Origin of the sequence: Xanthomonas sp. SHU 199, assembly GCF_000364665.1 — a bacterium.
Classification (GTDB): domain Bacteria; phylum Pseudomonadota; class Gammaproteobacteria; order Xanthomonadales; family Xanthomonadaceae; genus Xanthomonas_A; species Xanthomonas_A sontii.
Map to the genome: position 1 here is coordinate 1 of NZ_AQOI01000302.1, position 3,849 is coordinate 3,849.

At 69.0% G+C, this 3,849-nt stretch carries 4 protein-coding genes; 3 read left to right on the forward strand and 1 reads right to left on the reverse strand.

What is annotated here, in order from left to right:
- Positions 1 to 194: 194 nt before the first annotated feature.
- The gene (locus tag D183_RS0111030) at positions 195 to 455 is read right to left on the reverse strand and encodes a hypothetical protein (RefSeq protein WP_017909040.1); all 261 of its coding nucleotides are present in this window, start codon (positions 453 to 455) and stop codon (positions 195 to 197) included.
- Between the two features lie 148 nt (positions 456 to 603).
- Here D183_RS0111030 and D183_RS0111035 point away from each other — a divergent pair, with 148 nt between their 5' ends.
- The 3 genes from D183_RS0111035 to D183_RS0111045 all read left to right on the forward strand — a co-directional run bounded on the left by D183_RS0111035 (position 604) and on the right by D183_RS0111045 (position 3,794).
- On the forward strand, positions 604 to 2,487 hold the full coding sequence (locus D183_RS0111035) for an ABC transporter ATP-binding protein (RefSeq protein WP_017909041.1): 1,884 nt from the start codon (positions 604 to 606) through the stop codon (positions 2,485 to 2,487).
- A 25-nt stretch (positions 2,488 to 2,512) separates the two neighbouring features.
- Positions 2,513 to 2,911 carry a hypothetical protein gene (locus tag D183_RS0111040; RefSeq protein WP_017909042.1) on the forward strand — a complete coding sequence of 133 codons (399 nt, stop codon included), beginning with the start codon at positions 2,513 to 2,515 and terminating at the stop codon, positions 2,909 to 2,911.
- Positions 2,912 to 3,014: 103 nt separating this feature from the next.
- Positions 3,015 to 3,794, forward strand: coding sequence for a ferredoxin--NADP reductase (locus D183_RS0111045; protein ID WP_026143480.1), 780 nt, complete (start codon positions 3,015 to 3,017; stop codon positions 3,792 to 3,794).
- The last annotated feature ends 55 nt before the right edge of the window (positions 3,795 to 3,849 follow it).

Consider the following 3,849-nt stretch of genomic DNA (forward strand, 5'->3'; position numbering starts at 1 on the left):
CATGGAACGCCTGGCAGTAGCAAGCATTTTCGAGGCTTCGCCCGTACCCTCATCCGCCCCTTCGGGGCACCTTCTCCCGCAGGGAGAAGGGAAGCGCTCGCCCCTCTCCCCGGAAGAGAGGTTGGGGTGAGGGTGCGACACGCCGCATGACACAGCCGTCGCGCCGGACAGCCCGCGCCGCAACCAACACCCCATCAACACAGACCAAGAACCGCATTGAGCACCTCGCGCCATAGCTGATCGAGGTCGATGCCACCACGACCGCCGAACAAGCGGGACAGGCTGTAGCCGATCGCGAAGACCGCATACGACAGTGTCAACACCACCATGGTCGCCTCGCCCCACCGCAGCAGCGCGGCGGCGACCAGGACGAAAACCGCGCAACCGAGCAGTTCGCACCACGACGGCAGGCGCGCACGCAGGCGGGCGACGGCACACGAAACGGGATCGAACATGGCAACAGCCTCGGCTGGACAGCGGCGAGGCTACCCCATGCCCCGCCCTTAGAAAGCGCGCGCCAGCCATCGGGTCAGCGCCGGTGCAGCCTTCGTCGCCGCGCAGCCCACACTCCCCGCGCACACCCTGCCCCGGCACAATGCGCCGATGGCCTCCCCCTCCCCTTCCCATGGCGGCGCCCGCGCCGCGCCCCGCACCGGCCCGAGCCTGCGCGAGCGCTTCGACGCGATGCGCAACCTGCCGCCGTTCCTGCGCCAGATCTGGCAGACCAGCCGCTGGCTGACCCTCAGCAGCATCGGCCTGCGCGTGATCCGCGCGTTGCTGCCGGTGGCCGCGCTGTACGTCGGCAAGCTGATCATCGACGAGGCCATCCACCTGGTCGGGCAATCGCCCGGGTTCGACACGCTGGGCCAGGCCCTGGCCAGCGGCCGCCTGAACCGGCTGCTGGAACTGCTGGGCCTGGAGCTGGCGCTGGCGATCGCCTCGGACCTGCTTGGGCGGCTGGTCAGCTACGCCGACACGCTGCTGTCGGAGTTGTTCAACAACACCACCAGCGTGCAGTTGATGGAGCACGCCGCGCAGCTGGACCTGGAGGATTTCGAGGATCCGGAGCAGCAGGACCGGCTGGACCGCGCGCGGCGCCAGACCATGGGCCGCATGAACCTGATGAGCCAGTTGTTCGGCCAGGTGCAGGACGCGATCACCGTGGTCAGCTTCGCGGTCGGCCTGCTGGTGTACGCGCCGTGGCTCATCGCCCTGCTGGCGGTGGCGCTGGTGCCGGCCTTCATCGGCGAGGCGCACTTCAACGCGCTGGGCTACTCGCTCAACTTCCAGTGGACGGCCGAGCGCCGCCAGCTCGACTACCTGCGCCAGCTCGGCGCCAGCGTCGAGACCGCCAAGGAAGTGAAGATCTTCAACCTGCACAACTTCCTGATCGCGCGCTACCGCGCCCTGGCCGACCGCTACTTCCAGGCCAACCGCGCGCTGGCGCGCAAGCGCATGCTGTGGGGCACCGTGCTGGCGGCGCTGGGTACGCTGGGCTACTACGGCGCCTACGGCTACATCGCCTGGCGCACCGTGCGCGGCGACTTCAGCATCGGCGACCTGACCTTCCTGGCCGGCAGCTTCCTGCGCCTGCGGCAGTTGCTGGAAGGCCTGCTGATCGGCTTCTCGCAGGTGGCCGGGCAGGCGCTGTACCTGGACGACCTGTACTCGTTCTTCCGCATCGTCCCGGAGATCCGCACCCGCCCGGGCGCGGTACCGGTGCCGCGGCCGATCGTGCAGGGCTTCGTGTTCGAGAACGTCGGCTTCCGCTACCCGGACGCCGAACAGTGGGCGGTGCGGCACCTGGACTTCGCCCTGCGCGCGGGCGAGGTGCTGGCCCTGGTCGGCGAGAACGGCGCCGGCAAGACCACCCTGGTCAAGCTGCTGGCGCGGCTGTACGACCCGGACGAGGGCCGCATCCTGCTCGACGGGCGCGACCTGCGCGACTACGACCTGGACGACCTGCGCGCCAACCTGGGCGTGATCTTCCAGGATTTCGTGCGCTACCACTTCAGCGCCGGCGAGAACATCGGCGTCGGCCAGGTCGACGCGCTGGACGACGCGGCGCGGATCCGCGCCGCAGCGCAGCGGGCGATGGCCGCCGAGTTGATCGACGGCCTGCCGCAGGGCTACGCGCAGGTGATCGGGCGCCGCTTCAAGACCGGCGTGGACCTGTCCGGCGGGCAGTGGCAGAAGATCGCCATCGCCCGCGCCTACATGCGCGACGCGCAGGTGATGATCCTCGACGAGCCGACCGCCGCGCTGGACGCGCGCAGCGAGTTCGAGGTGTTCCAGCGCTTCAAGGAGCTATCCGACAACCGCACCGCGGTGCTGATCTCGCACCGTTTCTCCAGCGTGCGCATGGCCGATCGCATCCTGGTCCTGGCCGACGGCCGGATCGAGGCCAGCGGCACCCATGATGAACTGATGGCGCAGGGCGGCCGCTACGCGGAACTGTTCGAACTGCAGGCCGCTGGGTATCGTTAGCCCGTCCGTCCCTTCCGACACCGCCATGCTCCGCACCCTGCCCTGCCTGTTCGCCGCCGCCCTCGCCGTCCCGGCACTCGCCGCTCCCGCCGCGGACACCCCGGCACCGTCCGACTACGCCGCGGCCAAGGCCCTGGCCGACCGCGACGAGGCCGGCCTGCCGGCGGCGATGCAGGAACGCCTGCAGACCCTGCAGCGCGCGGCGCTGGACGAGGGCGTGGCCAGTTGCGCCACGCCGCGTCCGGACACCTCGCCGTTCACCGTGGTGGTGCAGGTGCAGGCCGACGGCAGCGTCGGCGCCAGCTGGCGCAACGGCACCACCCCGCTGGCCCTGTGCCTGGAGCGTTTCCTGCGCCAGCGCCCACTGCTGGCGCCGCCGCAGGCACCGCTGTACCTGTCCTACGAGGTCTCGTTCGAGAAGTGAGCCGGATCGCCGGGATCGGCCCGACCCTCAAATGAGAGTTGATCTCATTTGAACCGGCATGGGGTAGAATGGCCGCCGTTCCTTCCCCATCACGATCAACGGCATGTCTTCCGCTTTTGGCCCCGAAACGGTGCTCGATGTCCGCCACTGGACCGAGGACTACTTCAGCTTCACCACCACCCGCAACGACGGCTTCCGCTTCGACAACGGCCAGTTCGTGATGATCGGCCTGGAGACGGAGACGCGGCCGCTGCTGCGCGCCTATTCCATCGCCAGCGCCAACTGGGAAGAGCAACTGGAGTTCTTCAGCATCAAGGTGCCGGACGGCCCGCTGACCTCGCGCCTGCAGCACATCAAGCCCGGCGATTCGGTGCTGGTCGGCAAGAAGCCCACCGGCACCCTGCTGATCAGCGACCTGCACCCGGGCCGCCACCTGTACCTGCTGGGCACCGGCACCGGCCTGGCGCCGTGGCTGTCGGTGATCAAGGACCCGGAAACCTACGAGCGCTTCGACAAGGTGATCCTCACCCACGGCGTGCGCTTCGAGAAGGACCTGGCCTACCGCGACTATTTCGAGAAGGAACTGCCGCAGCACGAGTTCCTCGGCGAGACCATCCGCGAGAAGCTGCTGTACTACCCGGCGGTGACCCGCGAGGACTTCCGCAACCGCGGCCGCCTCACCGAGTTGCTCGAGAGCGGCGAAATGCAGCGCACCCTCGGCCTGCCGCCGCTGAACCCGGAACACGACCGCGCGATGATCTGCGGCAGCCCGCAGATGCTGGCCGACCTGCGCCACACCCTGGACGCCCGCGGCTTCGTCGCCTCGCCGCGCATCGGCTCGCCGGGGCACTATGTGTTCGAGCGCGCGTTCGTCGAGAAGTGACGGCGCTGCGCGTCTCCCGTTGTAGGAGTCAACTGTCATGCACCTGCGATGACAG